This is a genomic window from Candidatus Electronema sp. TJ (genome assembly GCF_048287355.1).
Lineage (GTDB): Bacteria > Desulfobacterota > Desulfobulbia > Desulfobulbales > Desulfobulbaceae > Electronema.
The window spans coordinates 1-24,321 of sequence record NZ_JBLWEP010000016.1 but is presented as its reverse complement, the minus strand read 5'-3'; the positions used below and the strand labels follow the sequence as shown (position 1 = coordinate 24,321).

Annotated in this window: 25 protein-coding genes; 10 read left to right on the top strand and 15 right to left on the bottom strand. The window is 58.0% G+C overall.

Annotated elements, in window-relative coordinates; all coding sequences use genetic code 11:
* Positions 1 to 46: 46 nt before the first annotated feature.
* The 3 genes from ACNKID_RS02420 to ACNKID_RS02410 are packed head-to-tail and all read left to right on the top strand — an operon-like array spanning position 47 to position 2,344.
* Positions 47 to 727, top strand: a complete 681-nt coding sequence (locus ACNKID_RS02420) for a hypothetical protein (RefSeq protein ID WP_417911838.1) — start codon at positions 47 to 49, stop codon at positions 725 to 727.
* On the top strand, positions 717 to 1,451 hold the full coding sequence (locus ACNKID_RS02415) for a hypothetical protein (RefSeq protein ID WP_417911837.1): 735 nt from the start codon (positions 717 to 719) through the stop codon (positions 1,449 to 1,451). The genes ACNKID_RS02420 and ACNKID_RS02415 overlap by 11 nt, the downstream gene beginning before the upstream one ends.
* A gap of 17 nt (positions 1,452 to 1,468) precedes the next feature.
* Positions 1,469 to 2,344, top strand: coding sequence for a hypothetical protein (locus ACNKID_RS02410; protein ID WP_417911836.1), 876 nt, complete (start codon positions 1,469 to 1,471; stop codon positions 2,342 to 2,344).
* Here ACNKID_RS02410 and ACNKID_RS02405 read toward each other — a convergent pair.
* The 3 genes from ACNKID_RS02405 to ACNKID_RS02395 are packed head-to-tail and all read right to left on the bottom strand — an operon-like array spanning position 2,330 to position 3,251.
* On the bottom strand, positions 2,330 to 2,743 hold the full coding sequence (locus ACNKID_RS02405; protein ID WP_417911835.1) for a gamma-glutamylcyclotransferase family protein: 414 nt from the start codon (positions 2,741 to 2,743) through the stop codon (positions 2,330 to 2,332). The genes ACNKID_RS02410 and ACNKID_RS02405 overlap by 15 nt on opposite strands.
* On the bottom strand, positions 2,724 to 2,987 hold the full coding sequence (locus tag ACNKID_RS02400; RefSeq protein ID WP_417911834.1) for a hypothetical protein: 264 nt from the start codon (positions 2,985 to 2,987) through the stop codon (positions 2,724 to 2,726). The genes ACNKID_RS02405 and ACNKID_RS02400 overlap by 20 nt, the downstream gene beginning before the upstream one ends.
* A 39-nt stretch (positions 2,988 to 3,026) precedes the next feature.
* On the bottom strand, positions 3,027 to 3,251 hold the full coding sequence (locus tag ACNKID_RS02395) for a hypothetical protein (protein ID WP_417911833.1): 225 nt from the start codon (positions 3,249 to 3,251) through the stop codon (positions 3,027 to 3,029).
* 146 nt (positions 3,252 to 3,397) lie between these two features.
* On the opposite strand from ACNKID_RS02395, the gene ACNKID_RS02390 reads away from it, so the two are divergent.
* Both ACNKID_RS02390 and ACNKID_RS02385 read left to right on the top strand, forming a co-directional pair.
* The gene (locus ACNKID_RS02390) at positions 3,398 to 5,272 is read left to right on the top strand and encodes a tetratricopeptide repeat protein (RefSeq protein ID WP_417911832.1); all 1,875 of its coding nucleotides are present in this window, start codon (positions 3,398 to 3,400) and stop codon (positions 5,270 to 5,272) included.
* Complete coding sequence (locus ACNKID_RS02385) at positions 5,269 to 6,081, top strand: lipoprotein insertase outer membrane protein LolB (protein ID WP_417911831.1); 813 nt, start codon at positions 5,269 to 5,271, stop codon at positions 6,079 to 6,081. Before ACNKID_RS02390 ends, ACNKID_RS02385 begins: the two co-directional genes overlap by 4 nt.
* On the opposite strand, the gene ACNKID_RS02380 is transcribed toward ACNKID_RS02385, so the two are convergent.
* Entirely contained in the window at positions 6,078 to 7,031 is a 954-nt protein-coding gene (locus ACNKID_RS02380; protein WP_417911830.1) for an AMIN domain-containing protein, read from the bottom strand. The two genes, ACNKID_RS02385 and ACNKID_RS02380, sit on opposite strands and share 4 nt — an antisense overlap.
* Positions 7,032 to 7,173: 142 nt before the next feature.
* Between ACNKID_RS02380 and ACNKID_RS02375 the strand changes: the two genes are divergently transcribed.
* Entirely contained in the window at positions 7,174 to 8,550 is a 1,377-nt protein-coding gene (locus ACNKID_RS02375; RefSeq protein WP_417911829.1) for a KAP family P-loop NTPase fold protein, read from the top strand.
* Between the two features lie 39 nt (positions 8,551 to 8,589).
* Positions 8,590 to 8,721 (top strand): hypothetical protein, encoded by a 132-nt coding sequence (locus ACNKID_RS02370; RefSeq protein WP_417911828.1) that lies wholly within the window; start codon positions 8,590 to 8,592, stop codon positions 8,719 to 8,721.
* A 584-nt stretch (positions 8,722 to 9,305) separates the two neighbouring features.
* Here the strand turns inward: ACNKID_RS02370 and ACNKID_RS02365 are convergent.
* Genes ACNKID_RS02365 through ACNKID_RS02355 form a run of 3 tightly spaced genes read right to left on the bottom strand, consistent with a single transcriptional unit; the run spans position 9,306 to position 13,305 of the window.
* Positions 9,306 to 10,100 (bottom strand): formylglycine-generating enzyme family protein, encoded by a 795-nt coding sequence (locus ACNKID_RS02365; RefSeq protein WP_417911827.1) that lies wholly within the window; start codon positions 10,098 to 10,100, stop codon positions 9,306 to 9,308.
* Positions 10,101 to 10,102: 2 nt separating this feature from the next.
* On the bottom strand, positions 10,103 to 12,070 hold the full coding sequence (locus ACNKID_RS02360; protein ID WP_417911826.1) for a formylglycine-generating enzyme family protein: 1,968 nt from the start codon (positions 12,068 to 12,070) through the stop codon (positions 10,103 to 10,105).
* Entirely contained in the window at positions 12,067 to 13,305 is a 1,239-nt protein-coding gene (locus ACNKID_RS02355; RefSeq protein ID WP_417911825.1) for an AAA family ATPase, read from the bottom strand. The genes ACNKID_RS02360 and ACNKID_RS02355 overlap by 4 nt, the downstream gene beginning before the upstream one ends.
* 295 nt (positions 13,306 to 13,600) lie before the next feature.
* On the opposite strand from ACNKID_RS02355, the gene hemB reads away from it, so the two are divergent.
* A complete protein-coding gene (gene hemB / locus ACNKID_RS02350) occupies positions 13,601 to 14,581 on the top strand; it encodes a porphobilinogen synthase (RefSeq protein WP_417911824.1) in 981 nt (326 codons plus the stop codon).
* 93 nt (positions 14,582 to 14,674) lie between these two features.
* Here hemB and ACNKID_RS02345 read toward each other — a convergent pair whose 3' ends face one another.
* The 7 genes from ACNKID_RS02345 to ACNKID_RS02315 all read right to left on the bottom strand — a co-directional run bounded on the left by ACNKID_RS02345 (position 14,675) and on the right by ACNKID_RS02315 (position 20,039).
* On the bottom strand, positions 14,675 to 16,345 hold the full coding sequence (locus ACNKID_RS02345; RefSeq protein WP_417911823.1) for a CARDB domain-containing protein: 1,671 nt from the start codon (positions 16,343 to 16,345) through the stop codon (positions 14,675 to 14,677).
* A gap of 1,197 nt (positions 16,346 to 17,542) precedes the next feature.
* On the bottom strand, positions 17,543 to 17,719 hold the full coding sequence (locus tag ACNKID_RS02340; RefSeq protein WP_417911822.1) for a hypothetical protein: 177 nt from the start codon (positions 17,717 to 17,719) through the stop codon (positions 17,543 to 17,545).
* Positions 17,716 to 17,904, bottom strand: coding sequence for a hypothetical protein (locus ACNKID_RS02335; protein ID WP_417911821.1), 189 nt, complete (start codon positions 17,902 to 17,904; stop codon positions 17,716 to 17,718). Before ACNKID_RS02335 ends, ACNKID_RS02340 begins: the two co-directional genes overlap by 4 nt.
* Positions 17,894 to 18,391 (bottom strand): type II toxin-antitoxin system VapC family toxin, encoded by a 498-nt coding sequence (locus ACNKID_RS02330; protein ID WP_417911820.1) that lies wholly within the window; start codon positions 18,389 to 18,391, stop codon positions 17,894 to 17,896. Before ACNKID_RS02330 ends, ACNKID_RS02335 begins: the two co-directional genes overlap by 11 nt.
* A gap of 12 nt (positions 18,392 to 18,403) precedes the next feature.
* Positions 18,404 to 18,655 (bottom strand): UPF0175 family protein, encoded by a 252-nt coding sequence (locus ACNKID_RS02325; protein WP_417911819.1) that lies wholly within the window; start codon positions 18,653 to 18,655, stop codon positions 18,404 to 18,406.
* A gap of 112 nt (positions 18,656 to 18,767) precedes the next feature.
* Positions 18,768 to 19,115, bottom strand: a complete 348-nt coding sequence (locus ACNKID_RS02320) for a hypothetical protein (RefSeq protein ID WP_417911818.1) — start codon at positions 19,113 to 19,115, stop codon at positions 18,768 to 18,770.
* A 606-nt stretch (positions 19,116 to 19,721) separates the two neighbouring features.
* Positions 19,722 to 20,039 carry an Hsp20/alpha crystallin family protein gene (locus ACNKID_RS02315; RefSeq protein ID WP_417911817.1) on the bottom strand — a complete coding sequence of 106 codons (318 nt, stop codon included), beginning with the start codon at positions 20,037 to 20,039 and terminating at the stop codon, positions 19,722 to 19,724.
* A 513-nt stretch (positions 20,040 to 20,552) separates the two neighbouring features.
* Here ACNKID_RS02315 and ACNKID_RS02310 point away from each other — a divergent pair.
* Both ACNKID_RS02310 and ACNKID_RS02305 read left to right on the top strand, forming a co-directional pair.
* Positions 20,553 to 21,920 carry a sigma-54-dependent transcriptional regulator gene (locus ACNKID_RS02310; RefSeq protein ID WP_417911816.1) on the top strand — a complete coding sequence of 456 codons (1,368 nt, stop codon included), beginning with the start codon at positions 20,553 to 20,555 and terminating at the stop codon, positions 21,918 to 21,920.
* 183 nt (positions 21,921 to 22,103) lie between these two features.
* A complete protein-coding gene (locus ACNKID_RS02305) occupies positions 22,104 to 23,414 on the top strand; it encodes a pyridoxal phosphate-dependent aminotransferase (RefSeq protein ID WP_417911815.1) in 1,311 nt (436 codons plus the stop codon).
* A 61-nt stretch (positions 23,415 to 23,475) separates the two neighbouring features.
* Here ACNKID_RS02305 and ACNKID_RS02300 read toward each other — a convergent pair whose 3' ends face one another.
* On the bottom strand, positions 23,476 to 23,952 hold the full coding sequence (locus ACNKID_RS02300; RefSeq protein ID WP_417911814.1) for a methyltransferase family protein: 477 nt from the start codon (positions 23,950 to 23,952) through the stop codon (positions 23,476 to 23,478).
* Positions 23,953 to 24,321 lie beyond the last annotated feature (369 nt).

Sequence of the window (24,321 nt, the reverse complement as noted above, 5' to 3'; positions counted from 1 at the left end):
AGCAAGCGACTTATCCTGATAGAGTTTCGTCCTTCCCTTGAACTGCTTGGAATCTGACATCCGCGAACTCTGCCAAGCGCGCAAGCTGCGCGGCTGGCTGCAAGCTGATTCCGGCAAGTTTTCGGTCTGCCTGCTGCTGATCGCGGCGTGCGGCGGGCTGTACGGCATCTCCTTGGGCATTTGGCGCGCGCCATTGCAGGCCCTGTTTGTGGCAGTCAAGTTTCCTTTGCTGCTTCTGCTCACCGCATTCGGCACGGCACTGATCAACGGAATGCTGGCGCAGCTCTTGCACGCGCCAATGCATTTCCGGCAAAGCCTGCTGGCTGTGCTGATGAGTTTTGCCCTGTTGGCTGTTCTGCTGGCCTCGTTCACACCCTTGATTGGCTTCCTGCTCTGGCATCTGCCGCCTATGTCCAGCAGCGGTCAGGAAGATGCGCATCGAATCTTCCTGCTTGCCAATGTCAGCGTCATCGCTTTTTCCGGCACGCTGGCCAATCTCCAGCTCTATCATCTGCTCAAACAAATCTGCGGAGTTTCCGCCGGGCGGATTCTTTTAGTCTGGCTGGGCATGAATCTCTTTCTCGGCGCACAGCTGTCGTGGAACCTCCGCCCGTTCTTTGGCACACCCAATCTGCCGGTCACATTCTTGCGCGAAGATCCTTTCAATGGAAGTTTCTATGAAACAGTGTTTAAGTTTACTCAACGGAGCGTGCGTAATGAGCGATGACAACATGACAACGGAAGAGAAGCAGGCCGCGCATCCTGCATCAGAGCAGAAGGAAACGCCAGCCAAGCCTGCTCCAGATTTGCCTGCGCAGGCGACCATCATGCAGCTTGTGGATGCCCTGCTGAAAACTCCGCAGACCTTGTACAATCATGTGCGGCGCAATGACCTGTCCGCGCATCTTGTCCGGCTGCTGCTGATTTTTTCGTTCTGCCTGCTGGGCTACGGCCTGATCGTTGGCAGTTTCTCCGGGCAGACGCAGTGGTTTGCCGCGCCAGTGAAGATATTTCTTGGCACCTGCTTCAGTGCTCTGCTTTGTTTTCCCAGTCTCTACATTCTTGCGGCCTTGAGCGGCGCGGATTTGCGGCCTGGGCAATTGTTCGGACTGCTGAGCAGCGCACTGGCCTTGTTTGGCATCCTGCTGTCAGGATTTGCGCCGGTTGCCTTCATCTTCACGTTCTCGATCAAGACTCTGTCGTTCATGGGCTTCATTCATTTGCTGGTTTGGAGCATCAGCCTGTATTTCGGCCTGCGTTATATAGCTGCGGGCTTGGCTGCGCTGGGTTCAAGCAACACCGCCATGATGAAGATCTGGGCGGCGATATTTCTGCTCACCCTGCTACAGATGTCCACAACCATGCGGCCCATCATAGGAACATCAGACCGGTTTTTGACCGCAGAGAAGAAGTTCTTCCTGAACCATTGGGCTGACTCGCTCGGCAACTAAGCAAGGGGAAACACAACATGAAACCTCTAACCCGCAATCTTCTCCTGTCAGCCGCAGGACTTCTCGCCGCTGTCCTGCTGTTCCTGTCTCCCGGCCTGAAGCTGCCGGTGCTCGACAGCCAAGCTGATGCCTATTTCCGCACCGCAATCACCAAGGGCGGGCTTTCTTACGCCACCTGCCGGCTGATCAACGCCTCGGTCTCAATCATCAAGGAATCCAGCCTGCATTTGCAGCCAGCTGGGGTCGGCGTGTCTTTGGCAGCCGGGCAGGCCCTTGATCCGATTGACGACCTGACGGAGCGGGTTTCCGATGTCTTGGTGACAGCGGTCATCTCGCTGGGCGTGCAGAAGCTGACCTATGAAATTGGCATTTCCCTTGTCCCTCCTGCGCTGGCTGTCCTGCTGCTGCTGCTCTCGCTGCTGCTCTGGCTCAGCGGCGAGCGGGTGCGCTTTGCGCAGAAAACGCTGCTGCGCTTCTCATTGCTGCTCTTCGCCGCCCGCTTCTGCCTGCCAGTCTCCTCCTTGGTGAATGAGTTTGTCAATCAGCATTTCTTCAACGAACGGATTGAGCAGGTCAGCAGAAATTTGAACGCCAGCTCGACAGGTCTTGACAAGCTGAAGGATTTCAATCTGCCAGACAACGGCATCTTGGGCACAGCCGCCTTTCTCAAGCAGAAATCAGCAGAACTCCGCGAGGCATTGACCGAGGTCAGCAAAAACATCGGCAGCCTGACTGAGAACCTTCTCCAGCTCGCCTTTCTCTATCTCGGCATTTTCCTGATTCAAGTCATCATCCTGCCGCTGGCGGCCTTCTTTGTCCTGGCCAAGACCGCCAATACCTTGTTCGGTGCCAATATTCCGCTGACAGCGGGTTCTTCTTCATGTGAGGATTGACCGCCGAACGGCAGCCAGCGTTTCCTCGCGCTCAAACAGACTCAACGCCCCGCCGGGATGCGGCACACCCGCCGCAGCACGGCGGGTGTAGGCCCATGCCTCCAGTCCGCTGCCGTCATCAAGCCTGACATTGACCTTCTCACGCTGATAGAGTGTCGGGGTCTCCTCCCACAAATCCGCTGCCCGCAACGCTTCAGCGTCCAGCTCCAGCAGACTGCCGGAGACTGTTCCCGCCGGATCAGGTTTGATGAACAGCCAGCCTTCCGGCCCGACATGCAGCGTCCAGCCCGGCAGCGCAGCCTTGCGCATCCGGCATTGCGCACCAAAAAGAATCTGCTGCAGCTCGGCATCCTGCAAGGTGCCATAGGAGAAGAGCAGCTCAGTTGCTTTGATATTCATCTGCACGATGATTGAAGCGCACCCAGCAGGTCTTGCACAGTGCCGACACGCCCCGGAGCGGCTCGGTCATCCGCGGCGGCGCATCAACATGAAAAGGGAAATCCTGCGCCGCGCTGCCAAAGCTGTTCTTGCCTTGGAACGAGTTGGTGAGCGTGATTACCTTCCGCCTTTCGGCCAGCCGCCGCCGGGCAAGGTATTTCCCTGAGAACCCAAAGGCTCCGGTGACAGCGTGAATCTCCTGCATGATGCCCTCCTGTGTTGTCGTTTGCTCAGCCGCATTGGGTCACGGTTGAGCTGCATCTTGTTGCTGCCAAGCAAAAACTCGTTGCGGCCAAACAGAAACCTGCTGCTGTCGAGCCGCGCAAGGTTTCTGTTTGGCAGCAAAGACCGTGTGTTTGGCCGCGCACAGCAATTGCTTGACAGCAGAAGGCTGTTGCTCGGCCCGCAAAAGCTCTTGCTTGACAGAAACCTCTTTTTGCTCGGTAGCAGCCTTGTTCTGCCCAGTCAAACTCTTTTGCTGCCGACCCAGCAGCAGACGCTGGCCGCCTGCCGCCTTTTCTCAGCAGGCGGCGGAACTGCCTTGTTAATCTGCGGCAGCCATGTTATATCATGAAAGAAAGATTGAAACCATCCTTCAAAGCCTGTTGCAACGCCATGCCTGTTTTTTTTTCCGCCCGACGGACGCATGTCCCGCTGGCTGCCCTGCTGCTCTGGCTGACTGTCAGCAGCTGCGCGACCACAACTCCGCCAGAGCCGCCGCCTGCCCAGCCCAGCAGCGCAGAGCCTGCCGCTGCTTCCGCCGTCTCTGCCGTCGAGCCAGTTCCGGCCTCTGCGCAGCCTGCGGCGGAAGCCCTGAACATGCCCAAGGACGGCAGCGATTACGGGTGCAGCTCCTTTTATTTTCTCTGGGGCCGTCACGCCGAGCTGGCGGGAAAATACGAGGCAGCTCTCGAAGCCTATGAAAAGGCATTGATCTGCGATCCGAAGGCGGATTTTGTCATCAGCAAGATGCCGGACATCCTGCTGCGCCTGAACCGCAGCGAGGAGGCGGCGGCGCGGCTGACTGAGCATCTGGAGCGCAAGCCTGACGATGCGGCAGCCAGAATGCAGCTGGCAAAAATTTTTGTCAACAGCGGCAAACTGGAGGAAGCGGCGGAGCAGTACCGGAAGGTGAACGCCCTCAATCCGAAGGACAGTGCCGCGTTGCTGCTGCTCAGCGAGCTGCATCTGGCCCAGAACCGGCACGATCTGGCCAAAACCGCACTCAGCGAGGTGCTGGCGGCGGACAGCAATTCTCACTCCGCCCATATACTCCTTGCCCGCCTGCTGGCCGAGGAGAAAAACTACGCGCAGGCGGCGGAGCATTACCGCAAGGCCCTTGCCCTCAATCCGTCCGACGATTTGCGGCTGGAGCTGGCCGATGTGCTGATGCAGCAGCGGCAGCCTGGCGAGGCGGTCAAAATCTATCAGGAGCTGCTGGAGAAAGACGAGCTGAACGAGGAGGCGCGGATATCGCTCATTCATGCCTATCTGCTCCTGAACAAGGAAAAGAAGGCGATGGCCGAGCTGGACCGGCTCAAAGAGCTGGTCGGCAGCGCGGAGCGGGCCGAGCTGACGGTGGCCAAGCTCTATATCCGCTGGGAAGAGCACAGCAAGGCGACGGCCCTGCTGAAGAAGCTGCTGGCAAAGGAAAGCGTCTCCGAAGCCCGCCACCTGCTTGGCGCACTCTTCTTTCAGAGTAAAAAATATAAAGAGGCACTCAAAACGCTGAAAAAGATCGGGCCGGAGGATGAGGAGTATGAAGATGCGCTGATTCTTCGGGTGCGGGCGCTGCGCGAGCTGAAGCGGCAGGACGAGGCCATGCAATTGCTGGAAACTGTGCTGGCCGACAGTCAGCAGCAGTTCAGCCCCGATCTCTGGGCTTTGCTTGCCAGCCTTCAGCAGGCGGCCGAGCTGGATGAAGCCTGCCGCAAGACCTTTGCCCGCGCTCTGAAGGCCCATCCTGACGACGAGCTGCTGCTCTACGATCATGGGCTTTTCTTAGACGGGGCCGGACAGAAAAAGCAGGCACTGGCAGTGATGCGGAAGCTGCTCAAGATCAATCCAGATCATGCTGGCGCATTGAATTATGTCGGCTACACTTGGGCGGACAGCAAGGTCAATCTCAGCAAGGCCTTTCTCTATCTCACCAAAGCCAAAGAGCTGCTGCCGGACAACGCCCATATTCAAGACAGCCTTGGCTGGCTCTACCGGCAAATGGGCAACTTGGAGGAAGCGCGGAACATGCTGGAGAAGGCTGCCGCAATGCCCCAAGCAGACCCGCTGGTGCTGGATCATCTCGCTGAGACATATTTAGCAGCCGGACGCAAAGAGGATGCGCTTGCGGCGTGGCGGAAAGCACTGAAGCTGCACAGCGGCGGCAAGAAGGCAGGGGAGGGGAAGAAGGCGCAGCTGCGGCGCGTGCGCGAGCAAAAGCGCATTCAGGAGAAAATTGACCGGCTGGAAAAAACAAAGGAGAAGAAGAAATGAAAGCTGTTCGTTCCGAGTTCGCCTGCATCTGTCTTGCCGCACTGTTGCTGGGCGGCTGCGCGGCGCGTCTGCCGCAGCAGACCAGCCAGCTCTCTGGCGCGGAGCTGAAGCAGGCTGAGGAGCGGCTGAGCCGTTTTCTCAGCCGCTCCTGCGTTGAGGCGGTGGACAGCGACGTGCGTCTGACGTGGCGGGCCTACGCCCAGCAGGAAACCTATCCTGCCTCTGTGCAGGCGGCGGCTCCGGCCCTGCTCCGGCTCTCCTTGAACGACCCGCTGGGCAGGCCGCTGTTCCTGCTGGCGGCGGATGAGAAACGCTTCACCTTGGCGGATAACCAGAAGTCGCAGGGCTACACCGGCAGCACTGAGCTGCGCTTTGTCCGCCGTTTTCTGCCCACTTTCATTCCGGTCAACGACCTCTTCTTCTGGCTGAGTGCCCGGGTGCGGCCAGAGCGGATGCAGGCCGCTGCTGTCCGTGTTGACCGAGACGGCGGCTTCTGGTGGCACGGCGGCTCGCCAGACGGCAAAACCGTCCATATTCTCGCCTTGGACGCGAAAAACCGCCTCAGCCGCCACCTGATCGCGGACAAGCAGACGGATGAAATTCTCTTCGAGGCCCGCTACAGCGACTACCTGGCAACAACCAGCGACTGCGCTTGGCCGGGCAGGATTGAGCTGTCCGGCAAGAGCTTGGAGGCGGACTACGCCATTGAGTTCAGTGAAATCTTCAGCTTCGCCCCGATTGACCGGCAGCGTTTTCAGATCACGCTGCCTCCGCATTTCACGGTCAAGGAAATGAGCGACAAGGATTAGTTCAGCCGTTTGGCCGGGCTGGCGGCCAAGGGGTTGATGATCAGGACAAAGAGATTGTCGTTCTTGAAGAAGACCTGCTGGAGATCGTAGCTGTTGTCCGGGGCCAAGTCCAGCACCACCCGTATCTTCCGCCCAGCCTCGTCCCGTTCGATGCGGATGCCGCGCACATGTTTGCCGTCTGCCGGAACGCTCTCCGACAGACGCTCTCCTGCGGCGGTGTCTTGGAAATCACAGACGACCCTCGGTTTTTTCTCTTCCAGTCCGAAGACCACTGGCGGATGGAATTTGTTCAGACGGAACATGACCATCTCGCCCCGATTGGAATTCTTTTCAAAAAGCACAGAGGACAGCACTGTGCTGCCGCCGGAAGGCTTTGAGACGGGCGGCGGCGCGGCATTTTTCGGCGGCTCTTGCGCTGCGGCGGCAGGCTTTGCTTCTGTGCTCGGCCGCTGCGTTTGCGCCTGCTCCCCCGTCGGCGACCAAATCATCGATGAGGGCGAAGGCGGGCGACTGACTGCTGCTGTCGCCTTGGCCGGTTCTGGTCGAACACGGGCATCATGCACCACCACTGTCAGGCTGCTGCCGTTCGCGCCCGGCTCTTTAAAGCTTTTGGTCTGCCTGCCTGGCGCGAGATCCAGCACCACCCTCGTCTTGTTTTCATGAATGCCCACCCGGATGCCTTGCACCAGCGAGCCGTTCGTTTTGAGGCTGTTTCTGACCCGCTTGGAAACACTAGTGCCGCTGAAGTCGAAGACCATGCGCGGGCTGCCGTCCTTCATCGGAAAAGAATGCGGCTCGACCGGCTGGCTGAGACGGAAAACAACCCGGTCCTCATTCTCGGACACCGCCTCAAAGCGGATGTCCTCCAGCTGCGCTGCCAGCGCAGGCTTGCCGCTGAGGAGCAGCGCAGTCAGCAGCGCAAAGGCTGCCGCAAAATTGGTTCTCGACATTGTGGCTCGTATATGCTACCGCTGAAGAGAAAAGATGCTTTCTGACACAAGGGACCTGCTTTGAATATAACCGCCGCCGTCCCCATGTCAACTGATTTCGGCCTCAGGCTGGAAGTGTCCGGCCACGCAAAGGAGGAGCCGCATGAAATACAAACTCGCCCCGCTTGAGCTTCCCGCTCAGGATCCTTTTCAATTTGACGCGCTGAACAGGAAGCCCTCAGCCAAGTCGGTGTCGCTGCTGGTTGATGAGCTGGAAGGCCCCTTTGTGCTGGCCATTGACTCGCCGTGGGGCACTGGCAAGACCACCTTTGTCAAAATGCTGATGTCGGTGCTGCAGGAAAAGGGGTATCCCTGTCTGTACTTTGACGCATGGAAGACAGATTTCTCCGCAGATCCGATGGTCGCGTTTCTTGGCGAAATAGGCAGTTTTCTTCCCTGCGAGATCAAGCAGGGGGAGGACTTTCAGCAGGCAAGGCGCATAGCCACTGTGCTGGCCAAGAAAGCGGTTCCTGTCTCTGCCAAACTTGCCGCCACCTGCGCCCGCTGTCTGAACGCTTTTGAACGCGACTGCGCCGCCAATGCAGTGGATGAATATGAAAAGGAACGCGGCCTGATCGAGGAGTTCCATGCGGCCTTAGACAAGACAGTTGCCGCGCTGATCGCAGGCGGAAAACTGGACAAGCTCGTCATCTTCATTGATGAGATTGACCGCTGCCGGCCCGGCTATGCGGTCGACTTGCTGGAGTGCGTCAAGCATCTGTTTGACATCCGCAGCATGCTCTTCATAATGGCCTTTGACAAGCAGCAGCTGCAAACCAGCCTTGGCGCCGTCTATGGCCAGAGCATCAATTCCAACGAATACCTGCGCCGTTTCATTGATCTGGAGCATAAACTGCCCAAGCCCGACGCTGAGTCCTTCGCAGCCAGCCTGTTCAGCCGCTTTGAGTTTGACAAGCTGTTCGTGAGCAGGGCGGAGGAAGAGCTGTGCGAAGAAAAGGAGAATCTGGTGCAGTCCTTCACCGTGCTGTCAGAAATTTTTGACCTGAGCCTGCGGGCCAGAGAACAGTGCTTCACAGCCATCCGGGTGGCGATCATGACCACGCCGGAAAAGCATTACTTCTATCCCCAGCTGCTGATTTTTCCGCACCTGCTGACCATTCTGGCGGTGCTGCGGGTTGGTGCGCCTGAGGCGTACCGCCGCTATGCTTTGGAGGACGGCAGTGCTGACGAGCTTGTCGCGCAGCTGAGAAGCAGAGCAGGGGGAGGGAAAATGCTTGCCTCGCCTGCGGGCACGCTCATTGAAGCGTATCTGATCGCGGCCAAATTCTCGTGGCAAGACCAAACTGATCCGTTGCGGGAATACAAGCTGGCGGCTCAGGACAGAGAGTCGTCTGAAGAAACGCGGCAGCGGGCTGCCAGAATCATCAGCATTGTGCGGCAGCTGTCGTTTGTCCGGCGCAGCCCCTCCCTTTCCTACATAGTCAACAAGCTGGAGCTGGCCGCGCGGTTCAAACGCTGAGCAGGGCAGGGTGATGCCGCGTCTGCCGTTGCAATGATTGTGAAGCAGCGTCTTCAGGCTGCTGGCAAAATAATCCACCAGCAGGAGCGGGCGCAGCCTGCGCCGATAAAGGCCGGGCGCGGTGTGTTTGGTGGTGACGCTCAGGCTGAAGAGCTGACCAAGGCCGAATAGCCCTTGCCGAGGCGGAGAAGCAGGAAATCTATCGCGGAGTTGCAACAAGGTTGCTGAGGATATGACCTGCTCTTTGTGCTGCCGCTGCTCTTGGGCAAGGAGCAGGCATGAGCTTAGCCGATATGCTCACAAGATAACTGAGTAGAAAGTATCCACTGAGACTGTCCGATTGGAAAAAAATATCCGCCTCACCGCCGCAAAGGCTGTTTGGCAATTTTTGACGGTCACGGAAACAACTAGGTAACACTTCCTGATTTATATATTTTTCTGCAACAAGATTCATCTTGGCATATTTTTTGCATACAGTGCAGGTTATGTGGTGTTTCAGCGGTCAGGTGCCGCTGTTGCTCCATTTTGAAACACTATAAGGTCAAAAAAGAGTGCAACGGATGATTTCGGGACGATTTTTTGAACAGCACGCCAGCAATATGCCAATGCCTCAGATTGTATCAGACTTTCTTGACAGTGGCTGCTGTTCTCTGCCTTTTGTTACCGTCACTTTCGGTGTGTTGCTGATTATTGCTTTGACCTTGGTGGCTCTGTCTTCCAACTCTGACGAGCAAAAAAAGACTGAGCCTCCGTCTTCAGACTGTCAATCTCAGGCCGATGCTGCCGCCGCTGAAGTCAGGGCAGCATCGGTCACGGACAGCGGCGCGGACATATCCTGCTCCGCAGACCCAAGAGCCGCCCTTCATCACCCGCAGCAGACCTGATGCCGCCCCCTGCGGATCCTGCACCGCATCCCGGCCCAAATCCTCCTGCCACCAGTCCTGGCACCACTCCCAGATATTGCCGTGCATTTCGTGCAAGCCCCAAGCATTGGCAGGCAGGCTTTTCACCGCCACCGTGCGGCGACGGTAGAGCTTTTCTCCGATCTCCTCGCTGGGATTGTAATTCACCCGCTCAGGGCTGATTTCATTGCCGAAAGAGAACGGATCCTTGCTGCCCGCCCGGCAGGCGTATTCCCATTCCGCCTCGGTCGGCAGGCGGGCCTTCAGGCCGGGAACAACCGCGTTCAGCCGCCGGAGGAACTTCTGCGCCATGTCCCAGCTCACCCGCTCGACCGGATGCTGCGGCCCGCTGAAGCCGCTGGGATTGTCCTGCATCACCGCCTGCCACAGCTCCTGCGTCACCGCAGTTTCCGCCAGCCAGAAGCCCCTGCTCAGGCGTACCTCGTGAAGCGTCTCCTTGCCGGGCAGGAAATAGCCCTCGCTCTCCTCCTCCGGCGATCCCATGAGAAAGCAGCCCGGCTTGATCCAGCGGAAGAGCTGGCGGATGCCGCGCAGGCTGATGGTCAGCCAGAGGCCGCAGGCATCCTCGCCCCAGCTGGAGGCCCAAGGCGGCGGAAAAGAGGCAGGAGCTGTCGAGGAGCGGTGCATGGTCAGCTGCGGCTGAAAATCCGGCGGAAGAAGGAGGGGGGCGGCGGCTCCGGGAGTTCCGTCGGCGCAGGCGCGACTGCTGCCGCTGTAGGCAGCTCGTGATCACGGGCAATGCGGAAGCCGATGCGGTCATTGCGGAAATCCGGGGAGAAGCGGCCCCGCGCCGCCGAGCGCACCGCCTTGCCGCCGAGAAACCAAGAGCCGCCCCGCGCCGCCCGGAACTCTCCGCAGTCCGGCCCCTGCGGATTCAAGGCCGCATCGCAGCCTAAATCCTCCTGCCACCAGTCTTGGCACCATTCCCAGACATTGCCGTGCATTTCATAGAAGCCCCAAGCATTAGCGGGCAGACTTTTTACCGGCACGGTGCGGCGGCGGAACTCGCCCTTGGTACTGGCGTGATAAGGAAAAGCCCCGTTGCAGTTGGCCTGCTCCGGCGTGATCTGGCTGCCGAACGCGAAGGGGGACGCACTGCCCGCCCGGCAGGCGTATTCCCATTCCGCCTCAGTCGGCAGACGGATATTGAGGCTAGGCACCATCGCGTTCAGCCGTTCGATGAACAGCTGTGTGTCCTCCCAGCTGACACTGTCCACAGGCAGCTCGCGACCTTGGAATTTGGACGGATTGCCGCGCATGACAAACTGCCATAGTTCCTGCGTGACTGCGGTGTCCGCCAGCCAGAAGCCCTTGCTCAGGCGGACCTCGTGCAGCGTCTCTTTGCCCCATGTCTCGCGCTCCGGCTCGTCCGGCGGTGAACCCATCAGGAAACGGCCCGGTGCCAGCCAGCGAAAACGCTGCATCACCCGGCCATAAAAGCCGATGTAGGCACTGAGGCCGAACTGATCGGTGTCCGCCGGGCCGTGGCAGCTGGCCCAGCGGCCTTCGCCGCTGCGGGCCGGGGCCTGCCAGTAGAGCCGATGACTGCGGCCCAGCCAAGGGAGTTCCGCGAACAGCTCGCGGCTGTTCCTGCCGATCAGCGCGGCCCAGGACGGACGGACGCAGGCGTGGACATGCAGAATCTCCGAGGCGGTCTGGAGGCTGAAGTGCTCCGCGCCGCGCAGGCTGAAGAGCGGCTGCCCGCTCCGCACCGGCACAGTCTCAGCCCGCCCGTCCTCGCGGCGGAGCAGGAGCAGGTCTGCGGTCAACTCCAACGCGGCGATGCGGCTGCCTCTGAGCAGGCAGATGTCGCGTTCCGGGCTGTTGAGCAGGAACATCGTCTCGCCTTCTTGGATCAGAAGCCACGGCGAGGGCGGCAGCGGCTCCGCAGCGCCGGCCAGCGCGGCTTCGGGCTGAAACTGCGGCGGAATCGCCGCGCCCTGTCGGAGCGCGTCCCGGTGCGCGATGCCGTAGAGGCAGCCCTGCCAGTCCTGCTGCCTGCCCGGCGGCGGCAGCTCCAGCACCTGCCGCGCGAAGCGGATAAGGTCGGCATCCTTTTTCCGCTCAAACCATGTGCGGAAAAAGCGGAGGAAGAACGGCTCCAGCCAAGCAGGCTGCTGTCCAGCGCGGAGCAGCTGCAGAGCCAAGGCCGCAGGCGGGATCTGCGGCGGCGGGGCAGTTTCCGCCTGCGCCGGGCGGCATGGCGGCGGGCGGAACTGGGCGGCGGCGGCAGGCAGAGCGGCAGGATCAGGCCGTCGCCTTGGCAGAGCGGAATTTGCTGTCAAACGCAGCTCCTTGGCCCGCAAAGGCCGGAACTGCCGCAGCCTGCCGGGCAGCTCGGCTGCCGACCTGCGCCCGGTCAGCGGCTCACGGCGGCGCAGATGCCAGAACTGTCCTGCCGGAAAAAGTGTTTTGCAGCTGGACGGCGCGGTCTCGTAGCCTGCCTCCTCGTCCGGCACCTCGGCAGGCTTGGCAGCGAACGGCGGCACGGCTTCCAGCTGATACCCGGCCAGCGGCGCGGCGGCGGGCAGAGATACCTCCGGCTGGAGAGCCAGCAGGCGGAGCAGGTCGGCCCGGCTGATCTGCGGCCTGCTCATTCCTGCGCGTCTTTCACCAGCGCAAAAGGGCTGATCCGCTCCAGCAGAGCGAGCTGCCGCTGTTCGCCGCCCTCAGCCGCCATGCTTCGCAGGGCGCGGAGCAGGTCAAGGTATTCCGCCTGCCCCGGTCTGAGCAGCCCAGCTTGGCGGGCCTCGCGGCGGTCGCGGGCAAGCAGCTCGGCAGCCCGCTCCCGCACCTTGGCGGTGAACATCCCGGCGAAATGGGTCTCGCCGCGCTCGGCCAGCCACTTGACAAAGGCGCGCTCCGGGCTGAACGACTCGGCACTCTGGCCCGGCTGCCGGTTCCACCAGCCGCGCAGGGACTGCTCGTCGTCCACGCGCAGGTGGAGGACAAGGCAGCGGCGGACAAAGGCGGGCGGCAGCTCGCGCTCCTCGTTGGTGGTGATGACCACCAAGGGCTTGGGCAGGCCGGACGGCGTGCGCACGGTCTGATTGAGCAGCGGCGTATGAAAGCCGCCATTGCCCAAAACTTCCAGCAGGGCGTTGGACATGGCCGCGTCCGCCTTGTCTATTTCGTCAATAAGCAGAACAAAGCCCTGCCGAGCTGCTGCCACTGCGTCTTCCGGCGCGAAGCCGGGCTGATAGAAGGGCCAGCGGCAGCGTTCGAGCTGCTGCCGGGCGGACTGGCAGTCTAAAGCCCACCAGAGCGGGCCGGGGCTGATGCTGCGGCCCGGATGGAGGTCGCCGATCTCCTGTCCGGCAAGAAAGCTGCGTCCCGCCCCTGCGCTGATCGCCCGGAAGAGCTGCTGGCGCTTCTGCTGCACGTTTTTTTTCTTTTTATACCGCGCCGCCTTTCTCCGGCTGGCCGCCGCGTCGGGCGGGGCGAGCATCTGCTGCTCAAGGACGGAAGGTTCGTCCTCTTCATCCTCCCCGTCATCTTGGCGGAGAGCCTGCGCCGCCGCTTCCGCCGCCAGCATCTGGGCCTCGTGGAATCGGGCCACCGGGTCATAATGCCAGAGCAGGCTCTGGGGCTCGGTCGCCGCAGTGATCACCGCGCTGAGGAAGCGGCGGTTCAGCTCCTGCGCGGCGGCGCGGGCGAGCTGGCTCTTGCCGCTGCCCGGCTCGCCCCGCACCAGCAGGGGTCTGCCTGCGGCCAAAGCCATTTCCACGGCCAAGGCCGATTCCTCGTCAAAGACATGGAAGCTCTCTTCCCACGACTGGCATCGTTCCAGTCGGATGCGCTGATTGACTCTGATTTGCTGGCTGCTGCTCATATTTGAATCCGCCTTGCGGCGGCAGTTCCTTGTTGTGATAAGGTTTTCCTGCGCGGCTGGCTGCTCTGCCGCAGCTGCCGTCTGGAAAAGGATTGTAGCACGAAGCAGCGGCTTTATCAAAGAAAAGGGAGGGGGCATCCAGTTTTTTGCTGGAGATATTTGTCTGTGATTTCTGTGGAAAAGGGGCTATAGTTGTTGTTTTTGTCCAGAGAGGAAAAAACACGCGCAGAACAACATGGCGGCGCTGCGCATGTTCCTGCCGCGCTCACCATGAACAACAATCCAGGAGAAGCAAATGGTCTTTCCCGAATACCGTCCCCGCCGGATGCGGCAGAATGAGAACTTCCGCGCCATGATCCGCGAAACCCGGCTGGCCCCGGAACAGCTTGTCTATCCGCTCTTTGTCATGCCGGGCAAGGGCAAGAAGGAGGAAGTGCCGTCCATGCCCGGCGTGTTCCGCCTTTCTGTGGATCAGCTCAAGAAAGAAGCCAAGGACTGCCTTGAAGTTGGTGTCCGCTCGGTGATTCTTTTCGGCCTGCCGGAGAAAAAGGACGCGGTTGGCTCCGGTGCTCATGCAAAGAACGGCATCGTTCAGCAAGCGATCAAGGAGCTGAAGAACGCGGCCCCTGATCTCACCGTCATCACCGATGTCTGTCTCTGCGAATACACCGACCACGGCCACTGCGGCTGTCTTGCTGGCAAGGAAGTGGACAACGACGCGACCTTGGAGATTCTCGCCAAGACCGCTCTCTCTCATGCTCAAGCCGGGGCTGACATGGTCGCGCCGTCAGATATGATGGACGGACGGGTGAGTGAAATACGCAGCACGCTGGACGAGAACGATTTCCACAACGTGCCGATCATGTCGTATGCGGTGAAGTATGCCTCAGCCTTTTACGGCCCCTTCCGCGATGCGGCGGACTGCGCCCCGCAGTTCGGCGACCGCCGCAGCTATCAGATGGATCCGGCCAACAGCCGCGAGGCTCTGCGCGAGGCGACCTTGGACGTGGACGAGGGCGCGGATATTCTGATGGTCAAACCGGCGGTCGCGTATTTGGACATCATCAGCCGCCTGCGCGATGAATTCGACCTGCCCATTGCCGCCTATCACGTCAGCGGGGAATACGCGATGATCAAGGCCGCAGCGGCCAAAGGCTGGATTGATGAGCAGCGGGTGATGGCCGAGACGCTGCTTTCGATCAGGCGGGCAGGGGCGGACATCATTCTGACCTATTTCGCTAAAGACATGGCGAGGCTGCTGCGTGGGCAGCAATGAGCCAGTGAGGAAAAGCAAACGCCCTGAATCCGGTCGGTCGGAGGATTCAGGGCGTTGCTGCGCAGGGTCGGGGCGGCACTGCGGTGCTTCAGGCTACTTGCACTCCGCAGCATGGTCTATGGTGAATTCATCCGAGACATCATAGACATAGGGATGTTCCAGCGAAGTGATGCGGAGCATGGCATCGTCTGTGTCAACAGTGTGGAAATCGCACATGTCGTCCCAGTGCTTTACTTCATCGTTTGTTGTGTTGTCGTCAATCAGCAGCCAGGTCGCGCCGCCGTCCAGCGAATATTCAATCCGAACATGGCCGGGCGAAGGGAAGTCGTAGCGTTCCCAGCGGATGTCATGCTCTTTGCTGCTGCTCCGCCATTCATCACTATGCGTCGGATTGGTGATGACAATGCGCGGCGAGCCAGCCGGAACCGGCTCCACCTCAAAGTTTATCTCCGAGCAGTTGTTGCCCTCGTCTGATTCCGGGATATTGCCCTTATAGTCAGCGCAGGCCCGTGCGGTGTAGGTGCCGGGAACTGTCGGGATATGCAGTCCCTCCTCGTCCGCAATCTCTTCCCAATGCGTCATGCCTGGTTCAAGATGTTCGGCTTTTGTGCCTTCCTCAGACACCTGCTGCCACTGATCGCTGGTGCCCGGCCCTTTGATTTCGTACTTGGTGTAGCTGTAGCTGGAAGGTGTTGCATTGCCGATGTTCCTCACATTCACGGTCAGGCCGTACAGCTCGCCAGCAATCAGGCTGGTGCGGCCATGAGTAAGCTGCAAGCCTTCGGTGATCAGGTCGGGCATGGGCGGCGGGGCAATATACACCGGCAGTTCGTCGGTGCAGTTGTTGCTTTCGTCCGTCTCCGGCACGGCTTGGGTGTAATCAGCGCAGGCGCGGAAGACATAATCACCGCCAACCATTGGCGCGGCAACTTCCTGTTCGCTGCTCATGCTTTCGAGATGGGTGGCGTTGGGATACAGGCTGCTGGCTCGTGAGGTATCCTCGCCGATGCGCTGCCACACGCCGCCAGTGCCCGGCCCTTTGATTTCGTAGCTGCTGCTGAAGCCGTTCCACGGCTGCTGGGTGCCGACGTTGGAGATTTCCACTTGCAGGCCGTATTTCTCGCCTGCCTGAAGTTGGCTTCTGCCGCCGGTGAGGGCAAGGTTGCGGGCGAGCAGGTCAACGTTGCGGGGCGGGCCGTAGTCAACGTAGAACACCGCCTCGGTCGAGCAGTTGTTGGATTCATGTTTCTCCTCCACATCGCCGCCATTGTTGTCGTGATCTTTCGGATGATCAGCACAAACCACGAAGTTGTATGTCCGTCCCGGCATCACGGTGCCGTTGTTGGCATAGTTTTGCAGCTTGAATTCGATCTTCTCGTGCTTAGGGTCTTTCTTGACTTTGAGGTTTTCCTTCTTAATATTCTGCCGGTCGCCAATGCGCACCCATTCGGAATGGCTGTCTTCCTTAGTGCCTTTGGAGAGATAGAATGAAACTTTGATGCTATCTTTGCTGCCTTGCCAATCAGCGGTGCCGATGTTGTCTATGTAGTCATGAACATAGGCGGTCTCGTTAATCTTCCACGTGTATTTCTCATGATTGCCGTCTTTGTTGCCCATTGTCACCTTGCTGGTGATGAAATCGGGGAGTTTGCCGGAGGCGGGAGGTTCGGTGGGATCGGGAGGGGTGTAGGTGCCGGGGCCTATATTAAAATTATCATCATTGTTAATGTTTCCTCCTACAATAGAGTCTATCAATATCTCCATATAGTTCAAAAAATTTCTTAACGAAATTGAAACAATTCGTTTTTCTGCATTTTCTTGAACAGAGTTTGCTAACGGCATCTCTTTTATTGTTTTAAGAAAATTAGTTGAGTTACATTTTACAGCATATTCTTTTTCCAAATCATCTATTTTCTTTTCTCTTTCAGGATCATCGAACTCGACTGTGTTATTATTCCAACAAAACCCCTCTCCGTTTGTTTCAGGAGTAATCTCAAATCTATCGTTTTTGCTTGTAGTTTGACCTGCATTTACCATAGAGAAATATTTAAAAGCCTCATCTCCTCGTGACATTCTCAATCCATCATTATATACAGTTCCCCATTTCATGATTAGATGATAATACGACCATGAGTAACTATTGTTGTTTATGATAACGTTAGCAAATTGACTATTACCAATGTTAGCAACAAGCTGAATATTTGCTCTAACAAGAGACTTTTCTCCTAATCCAGGAAAAATATCATCTTTGATAGCGAAGGAAAATGAATTCCAACCAACCTTCATTGCTGAAGGATTTAAAATTGTAATACCTCTGACTGCTGGTTCTCTCGGGTCGGAGATAATTGTATCCCGTACAGGCATAGTACCTATAGGGCCTGTTATTGAAGAGGCATTAATTCGCGGAATAATATAATTTGTTTCTGGGAAAATAATATCAATTTCAAGGCCAGCCCATGAGTTATTTTTGTAAAAATCAATAGCTTGCTGCGTAAAGAACAGGTAGACCCGAAAAAGTTCATCGTTACGAAAAATAATTGTATCTCCATTGCCATAAAATAAAACTGCTCCTTTAGTTGGAGACCATACGCCATAATCATTAACTTTAAATTGTTCTTTTACGCATCCAACATCAAGCCAGTTGCAAGATGGATTACGTACAACTGCACCTGCCGACGTGTAAAGAAATAAGCTCAACGCGATACCTGCTATTGCTTTCATTTTCACCTCGTTACTCACTCGTTAGATATTTCCGTAGTACCGTAGGATGGGCAAGCACCTTTTTGCTTGCCCGCCAATTTATATCAGCTTCCGCGTGGGCAAACGATACAACCGTTTGCCTGCCCTGCCCGTAAAGACAGCGCACAGCCTATGGCAACAGGCCATCAACAATGCGGCTGCGGGCAACCGCCCCGCCTTCTCCTGCAAACAGAAACGTCCTTCCTCAGCCCGGAATGACAGTTACTGCTCCTTCTCAACAGCCTTCAACAGCATGTCCACAGAATATCCCTTCTGCCACTCCTGCCGGTCTTGCACATAGTCCCCGCGCCCATTGTCAAACTGCTGCATGAATCGTATAAGCCCAACCACACCAAGACCTTTGCACAGCACTTGTCGAGATAAACTTTCATGGTTCATGCTTTTGCTGTTATCGGGTCTGCTTTTTTCTCCAGCCGCTTTGGCCCCGGATTCAAATACTCCTTTCCCGAAGCCCGCTCCTTCTCCCGCAGCACCGCCGCAATCCGGTTTAAATCATTGCCATGCTGCGCCGCATGTTCCTTGCGGAACCGTCTGATTTCCTCAACAATCGGATCATTCATCATCTGCTGCTCCTCCCAGTTCTTCCGGTGAGCAGAATTGCGGGCAGGCGCAGCCGCATGATTCCGCCAGTCGGACAATAGCTGCTTTCTTTTCGGCGTTGTTGATATGCTTGAAATTCCACGTCAGCAGATAATCTGCGCCTTGCGCGGCAGCAATGCCAATATGCAGCGCATCCTCCTCGCTGCCTGCTGGAACCGCTTTTTCAGACAGCAGCAGATTCGCCAGCTTCACAGCTTCATCTGAAACTGCAAGGCTGGCTATGTCCGCAATTTTTCCTCTTCTCAATTGCGCTGCCGCCTGATCGCCTTTGCTGATCTCCTCTTCCACAAGAACAGAAATGCGCAGATCAAATCTGTGCCGATGATTCTCCCACCAGTCAGAAGTTATTGCCTGCCGACCTGCAACAACAATATCGCGGCTGGGGCGGGAGGTCAAATAGCTGATAACGGAAGATTCAACATACACGGTCGGCTTCATCTCTTCAATCACTCTACCGGCTTCTCATGCATTCCGCAGTTCATCTTCAATCTGCCCGTCATCAAGATTGATGGCCGGAATGCCCATCCGCCCTATTTCCTCCATGAAATAGAGCTTGCTCCTTTCACAGAGCTGGGCGGCCTTGCCCAAAGAAAGGCGGCCCAGCTCAAACAGTTTCACCGCCAGAAAAAACCGCAGCAGCTGCTCAAGCGTTTCTTTTGACTGTCCGGTGGAAATTAACAGATCGTCGCTGTAGGGTATGGAAAGCATCTGCATGGCTGGCTGCCTCCTGATTGCTATTTTCCTTCAAACTTCATTGCTGTTTATCAGCAATTCAGCAGTTTACCCTGTGCGCCCAGAAAAGCAAGACGGTTTTTCCGTTCGCCCTTCACGCCGTCCCGCCCTCCTTCTTCTTCGTCCTGCTCCGCTCGCTCGTCCTGGTTCCGCCCATCATGTCGTATTCCGAAGAATCCGCGCCGAAAATCCCCTTGACCGCCGCCCGCGCCTGCACAATGTAATCGCTCGCCGCCTCGGCCTTCTCCCTCTTGAGATTGACCAGCCGCGTCCGGTCGACATTGAGCGCGTCCAGCTCGCCGCCCACCGCTTCCAGTTCGGCAATCCTGGCATCCATCCCAGCCGCCGAAATTTCCTCAGGCAGCCCTGCGCCTATTGCCGCCAAAGCCTGCCGCACCTCTCTTGCTTCCTGAAGCAGCTTGGGAATGCTGTTCGTCAGCATGATCGCATCCTCCTGTTTCTTTTCATCCGCAGCCCGTCATGAAGAATCGGCAGGCGTAAGTTTTCCTTCGCCTTCTGGATTCTTTCCTGCGGGCCTCCGATTTTCTCCTGCAAGACCGAGATTTCTTCCTGCAAGTGCCTGCGACTAAAAATCAGATGCCTGCAACTCTGTCGCAAGTCTCTGCGACAAAACATCAGCCGCATGATTTCTTCCTGCAAACACCTGCGGCAAAGACATGCGCCCTGCCTGCGGACTTTCTTTCTTCAATTGCAAGAAATATGCCAGCTGCTTTATGAAAAGGAAAAATGCGCCGCCATACCGCATCACGCCGTTTATTTCATCCCACTGTTACAAATGAGAATTATTCTTTATTTGTAAAAACTGAGTATTTTTTACCCAGTTTCCGTGTTGAACTGCGCAATTTTTACGCAGAACCACAATGAAGGAATACGGTCTTGCGGTTTTCTGTTTTCATGCGTAAACTGCCATCAACGGCTGCGCACTGCGATCCTTGTGCGGAAGATTGAAATCAGCCCGCCTTGAAAACACGAAGCCCCGGAAAGACATACTTTCCGGGGTTGCTGGTCAGATGCGCTCAGGCCGTTTTCAGCTGACTTTCACCTCGATCTGTTTCGGTTTCGCCTTCTCCAGCTTGGGAATGCTCAGGCAGAGGATGCCGTTTTTGTATTCGGCCCCAATTTTTTCCACATCCACATCCTGCGGCAGGGTGAAGCTGCGGACAAAGGAGCCGTAGGCGCATTCGATCCGATGGCGTTTTTCGTCCTTGGTTTCGAGCTTCTTCTCGCCCTTAATGGTCAAGGTGCCATTGTCAATATGCACCTTCACATCCTCTTTGCTCACGCCGGGCAGCTCGGTCCGCACGACAAATTCAACGTCAGTTTCGGCAATGTCAACAGAAGGCATCCAATCTCCGGTCTCCATTGCTTTGTTCTCGCCGGCCGCTTGGCTTCTCGACGTTCTGCTGTACCTGTCCAGCAATGCTTCCATTTCTCGGAACGGATCCCATACTTGCAGATTCATACTGTCCTCCTTTCGTTTGTCGTTGCAATCAGCTCTCTTCGAGAGAATGTTGTTTCTCTTGCAGCGATGGTCGCTTCCTTCTGGTCAACACCATAAGCATCGCCTTTTTTCTGTCAAGGACGGTTTTTGAGCGCTCCTCATTTTTTCGTCCAGCGCCTGCCGCCGTGCAGCCCGCAGGCGTGCCGTCCGGGCAAATTTTTTTTTCAGGATATTTTTATAGACAGCAGCGTGTTTTCCACATACCCTGTGCGTAAGAATGTCACGCCGCAGATTCCCGAAGCGCAATTCCCGCAGCCTGTTTCAAAAAAGCATTTTTTTTGAGTATAATATATAAAGGCATGAAGCGGAGGTCAGCAGGGCCGCAGGGCGGGCGCAACACAGGGCAGATGGGAACAAATGAAGAAAACTACGGCAAAAGTTCTGATTGTGGATGATGAACCGGCGCACAGATTCATGCTGTGCGCCGTCCTGACTCGATGGGGCTGGCTTTGCGTGGAGGCGGACGACGGAGCGACGGCGGTGGATGAAGTTCGCGGCGGGCCGTTCGATCTGGTGCTGATGGATCTCAGCATGAGCCGGATGAACGGCTTGGAGGCACTGCGGAAAATCCGGGCCATCAATCCGGCCATTCCAGTGGTGATGCTGACCGCCAACTCCTATGTGGAGACAGCGGTGGAGGCGATCAAGCTGGGTGCGCACGATTACCTGACCAAGCCGGTCGATCTGGAGCGGCTCCGCAAGACAGCGGAGATCGCCATGAGCCACCTCCAGCCCGCCGACGAGCCTGAGCCGCCACGCGGCGGGCTGTTTGACGAGGACGGCAGGATCATCGGCTCCTCCACCACCATGAAGGCCCTCTGGGATATGATCATCCAAGTCGCGCCCACCGAGGCGACTGTGCTGATCAGTGGCGATTCCGGCACTGGCAAGGAGCTGGTGGCTTCAGCCCTGCACTACCGCAGCCTGCGCAAAGACGGCCCGTTCATCAAGGTGAACTGCGCCGCGCTGGCCGAGAATCTGCTGGAGTCCGAGCTGTTCGGTCACGAGAAAGGGGCCTTCACCGGCGCGGACCGGCGGCGCGAGGGCTGCTTTGTTCAGGCTCAGCACGGCACCCTGTTTCTCGATGAGATCGGCGAGACGACCCCGGCCATGCAGGCCAAGCTCCTCCGCGTGCTCCAGGAGCATGAGGTGCAGCGGGTAGGCGGACAAGAGGTGCTCAAAGTCGATGTCCGCATCGTCACCGCCACCAACCGCGACTTGGAGGCCGAGGTGCATGAGGGCCGCTTCCGCGAAGACCTCTATTACCGCCTGAATGTGGTCACGCTGGACGTGCCTTCATTGCAGGAGCGTACCGGCGACATCCCGCTGCTCACAGATTATTTCATCCGCCGCTGCGCCAAGCGGAACAAGCGCAAGGTCAAAGGCATCACCCCGGAGTGCATGGACGTGCTCAGCCGCTATCCGTGGCCGGGCAATGTGCGCGAACTGGAAAACGCTGTCGAGCGGGGCGTGATCCTGATGAAGGGCGAATATTTAGACGTGGACGGCCTGCCCTTGGCGGTCCAGCGCTGGATGAGCCTGAATCTGAAAGACGATGCGCCGCCGCCGCAAGGCTCGCTCAAGGAGACCGAGCGGCAGGCCATCGTCCGCACCCTTGAGGAGACCGGCGGCAACCGGAGCGAGGCTGCCCGCCGTCTCGCCATCAGCCGCAAGACCCTCCTCAACAAGATGAAAAAATACGGGATCGAGCATCCTCTCTCCTGAGCTGCGGCCCTGCAGCCGCGCCCCAGACTGAAAAAATCCTCCACCAAGCGGTTGACGGCTTGCTCCGGCTGTGGTAAAGACTTGAGCTTTCAGACAGAAGGACGGCGGCGCGCGCCGGAGCCTTCCGAGCTGCAACCTTGCGCAATGAGCTGCCGGGCTGTCCGGCAAAGGAGAGAGAAGTCCATGCGAACGAACATTGTCCATGCCGGCGCTGGCGAACTCACCTATGAGATTCGCAACATCGTCAATGTCGGCAACCAGCTTCAGGCCTTGGGCGTGAAGGTGAATTGGGAGAACATCGGCGACCCGGTGGCCAAGGGCGAGCAGATTCCCGGCTGGATGAAGGACATTGTCGCGGCGGCGGCCCAAGAGGACGCGAGCTACGGCTACTCGCCGACACGCGGCGTGCTGGCCACGCGGGAGTTCATCGCCGCTCAGACCAACGCCTTGGGCGGAGCGCAGATCAGCCCGGAAGACATTCTCTTCTTCAACGGTCTTGGCGATGCGATCTCCAAGGTCTTCGGCTTCCTCCGGCCCACGGCGCGGGTGATTGTGCCCACGCCGAGCTACACCACGCATTCGTCCGCCGAGGCCGCCCATGCTGGCGATGCCCCGCTGACCTACATCCTTGATCCGAACAAGAACTGGTACCCGGATTTGGATGATTTGGAGTGCCATGTCAAATACAACCCGGCCATCGCGGGCATCCTGATCATCAACCCGGACAACCCGACTGGCGCGGTCTATCCTGAGAGCATCCTGCGGGCGATAGTGGACATCGCCGACCGCTACGACCTCTTCTTAGTCTGCGATGAGGTGTATCAGAACATGGTCTACAACGGCACGAAAGCAGTGCCGCTGGCCACCGTGATCGGCAAGCGCGTGCCTGCGATTTGCCTGCGCGGGGTCTCGAAGGAAATGCCGTGGCCGGGCGGACGCTGCGGCTGGATGGAGGTCTACAACGGTCACCACGACTGCATGTTCGAGAAATACACCAAGTCCATCCTCAACGCCAAGATGATGGAGGTCTGCTCGACCACGCTGCCGCAGCTGGTGCTGCCCAAGGTGGTGACGCACCCGGAGTATCCGAAGTACCTCAAGGAGCGCATCTGCCGCTATGAGAAATACTCGAACATCGCCTACGATATTCTTAAAGGGCTGAAAGGGGTGCTGGTCAACCGCACCAACGGCGCATTCTACATGAGCGTGGTCTTTGAGCACGGCCTGCTCAATCACAAGCAGAGCCTGCCCATCGCCAGCGACGCGGTGCGCGAGACGGTAGAGAAGATGGTCAATGGCCCCGGCGTGGAGCCGGACAAGCGCTTTGTCTATTACCTGCTCGGCTCGACCGGCATCTGCGTGGTGCCGCTCACCTCCTTCGCCACTGCCTTGCAGGGCTTCCGCATCACCCTGCTGGAGCGCGACGAGGAGACCTTCACCCGCATCTTCCGCACCATCGCCGAGTCCATTCAGCAGTACGTGGGCTCAGCCTGATTCTTTGCCGCGCCTCAGGAGCATCTTCGCTCCTGAGGCCGCCTTTCCTCTCCCGCCAGTCTCAGCTCTTCCAGAATCTCGGAAAAAAACGTCCTGTCCACCGCATGTAGCCGCTGTACCGCTCCGCGAAATGCTCCAGCATCATTGTCTCCTCAAGCTGAACAAGCAGGTGCCAGAGCGGATGGAGCGCGGCGGTGGCGGCGAGCATGATCCATGAATTGAAAAACAGAGCCGCAGCGGGAAAGAGAAAGGTGATGTAAGCGGCGTAGATCGGATGGCGGAACCAGCGGAACGGCCCGTCCGTGCAAAGCTCTCCTTTTTTCCACCAGCCCTGCAGCGTGCGTGCGCCCCAAGCGAGCAGGCAGAATCCTGCGACTGCGAGCGCGACTGCGGCAATCCGCAGCGGCGCAGGATCAGCCAGTATCGCCACATGACCGAGCATACGGTCTGCAAAAAAGGCCGCTGTCAGCAGGCTGAAGCTGATCATCATGCCGAACGGCCCGACACCGAAGAGTTTTTTCAATCTGCTGCCCAGCATGAGAACTGCCTCCTTTTCTGCTTTTCGTGATGCGAGTGGTCGGCGCAAGCATACCAGCGGCCGCCCAGCCTGACAAGCATTTGAGCAAAATGCCGCGCCATTCCCGCCTTGACAGTCCTTTGTCCGGTGCTTACCGTTGCCGCAGATTTGCTGTATCTCATGACGAACACCGCTTAGAAGAGGGAGAACATACATGGCTGATGAGACCAAGAACGAGATGACCGAAGAGGCGCAGCCTCAGTCGGAGGCGGCTCTTGCGGAGGAAGTGGAAATACTGGAAGCTGTCGAAGAAGCAGGGCCGGATGTTGCTGCTCTGACCAAGGAGCTGGAGGAAGTCCGCGCCAAGCTGGATCAGGTGACGCGCTTTGC

Excerpts from the sequence above, each read along its gene's own strand:
- ACNKID_RS02415 (WP_417911837.1), top strand. The coding sequence starts at position 717 with ATGAGCGATGACAACATGACAACGGAAGAGAAGCAGGCCGCGCATCCT.
- ACNKID_RS02410 (WP_417911836.1), top strand. The coding sequence starts at position 1,469 with ATGAAACCTCTAACCCGCAATCTTCTCCTGTCAGCCGCAGGACTTCTC.
- ACNKID_RS02405 (WP_417911835.1), bottom strand. The coding sequence starts at position 2,743 with ATGAATATCAAAGCAACTGAGCTGCTCTTCTCCTATGGCACCTTGCAG.
- ACNKID_RS02400 (WP_417911834.1), bottom strand. The coding sequence starts at position 2,987 with ATGCAGGAGATTCACGCTGTCACCGGAGCCTTTGGGTTCTCAGGGAAA.
- ACNKID_RS02390 (WP_417911832.1), top strand. The coding sequence starts at position 3,398 with ATGCCTGTTTTTTTTTCCGCCCGACGGACGCATGTCCCGCTGGCTGCC.
- ACNKID_RS02385 (WP_417911831.1), top strand. The coding sequence starts at position 5,269 with ATGAAAGCTGTTCGTTCCGAGTTCGCCTGCATCTGTCTTGCCGCACTG.
- ACNKID_RS02380 (WP_417911830.1), bottom strand. The coding sequence starts at position 7,031 with ATGTCGAGAACCAATTTTGCGGCAGCCTTTGCGCTGCTGACTGCGCTG.
- ACNKID_RS02375 (WP_417911829.1), top strand. The coding sequence starts at position 7,174 with ATGAAATACAAACTCGCCCCGCTTGAGCTTCCCGCTCAGGATCCTTTT.
- ACNKID_RS02365 (WP_417911827.1), bottom strand. The coding sequence starts at position 10,100 with ATGCACCGCTCCTCGACAGCTCCTGCCTCTTTTCCGCCGCCTTGGGCC.
- ACNKID_RS02360 (WP_417911826.1), bottom strand. The coding sequence starts at position 12,070 with ATGAGCAGGCCGCAGATCAGCCGGGCCGACCTGCTCCGCCTGCTGGCT.
- ACNKID_RS02355 (WP_417911825.1), bottom strand. The coding sequence starts at position 13,305 with ATGAGCAGCAGCCAGCAAATCAGAGTCAATCAGCGCATCCGACTGGAA.
- hemB (WP_417911824.1), top strand. The coding sequence starts at position 13,601 with ATGGTCTTTCCCGAATACCGTCCCCGCCGGATGCGGCAGAATGAGAAC.
- ACNKID_RS02345 (WP_417911823.1), bottom strand. The coding sequence starts at position 16,345 with ATGGAGATATTGATAGACTCTATTGTAGGAGGAAACATTAACAATGAT.
- ACNKID_RS02340 (WP_417911822.1), bottom strand. The coding sequence starts at position 17,719 with ATGAACCATGAAAGTTTATCTCGACAAGTGCTGTGCAAAGGTCTTGGT.
- ACNKID_RS02335 (WP_417911821.1), bottom strand. The coding sequence starts at position 17,904 with ATGATGAATGATCCGATTGTTGAGGAAATCAGACGGTTCCGCAAGGAA.
- ACNKID_RS02325 (WP_417911819.1), bottom strand. The coding sequence starts at position 18,655 with ATGCAGATGCTTTCCATACCCTACAGCGACGATCTGTTAATTTCCACC.
- ACNKID_RS02320 (WP_417911818.1), bottom strand. The coding sequence starts at position 19,115 with ATGCTGACGAACAGCATTCCCAAGCTGCTTCAGGAAGCAAGAGAGGTG.
- ACNKID_RS02315 (WP_417911817.1), bottom strand. The coding sequence starts at position 20,039 with ATGCCTTCTGTTGACATTGCCGAAACTGACGTTGAATTTGTCGTGCGG.
- ACNKID_RS02310 (WP_417911816.1), top strand. The coding sequence starts at position 20,553 with ATGAAGAAAACTACGGCAAAAGTTCTGATTGTGGATGATGAACCGGCG.
- ACNKID_RS02305 (WP_417911815.1), top strand. The coding sequence starts at position 22,104 with ATGCGAACGAACATTGTCCATGCCGGCGCTGGCGAACTCACCTATGAG.
- ACNKID_RS02300 (WP_417911814.1), bottom strand. The coding sequence starts at position 23,952 with ATGCTGGGCAGCAGATTGAAAAAACTCTTCGGTGTCGGGCCGTTCGGC.